Below are 300 nucleotides of genomic sequence, written 5' to 3'. Positions count from 1 at the left end.
AGAAAGATCAGCACATAGATCTGCCACACTTCGGTAACAAAAGGCAGTGCGCAAACCACGGCTGCACGCAGCAAGTCCAGGCTAACCAATAAGGTGCGCCGAGGCAGGCGTGATGCATAAGCGCCGACCAAAGGGGCAATGCCCACGTAAGCGACCATCTTGATCGCCAGCGCCGTGCCTAGCACGACGCCCGCCTGACCTTCAGCAAGATCGTGAGCCAGCAACGCCAGAGCAACCGTGGTCAGGCCAGTGCCGATCAGTGCAATGACCTGCGCTAGAAAGAGATGGCGGTAGACGCGG

At 59.0% G+C, this 300-nt stretch carries 1 pseudogene; it reads right to left on the bottom strand.

The features are described from left to right. Positions 1-300: pseudogene (locus CXF87_RS12520) on the bottom strand (MFS transporter); the annotation flags it as partial.

This window comes from Halomonas sp. MES3-P3E, assembly GCF_002836035.1.
Lineage (GTDB): Bacteria > Pseudomonadota > Gammaproteobacteria > Pseudomonadales > Halomonadaceae > Vreelandella > Vreelandella arctica.
The sequence above is the reverse complement of the archived record's forward strand: the minus strand, read 5'-3'. Positions and strand labels throughout refer to the sequence as shown.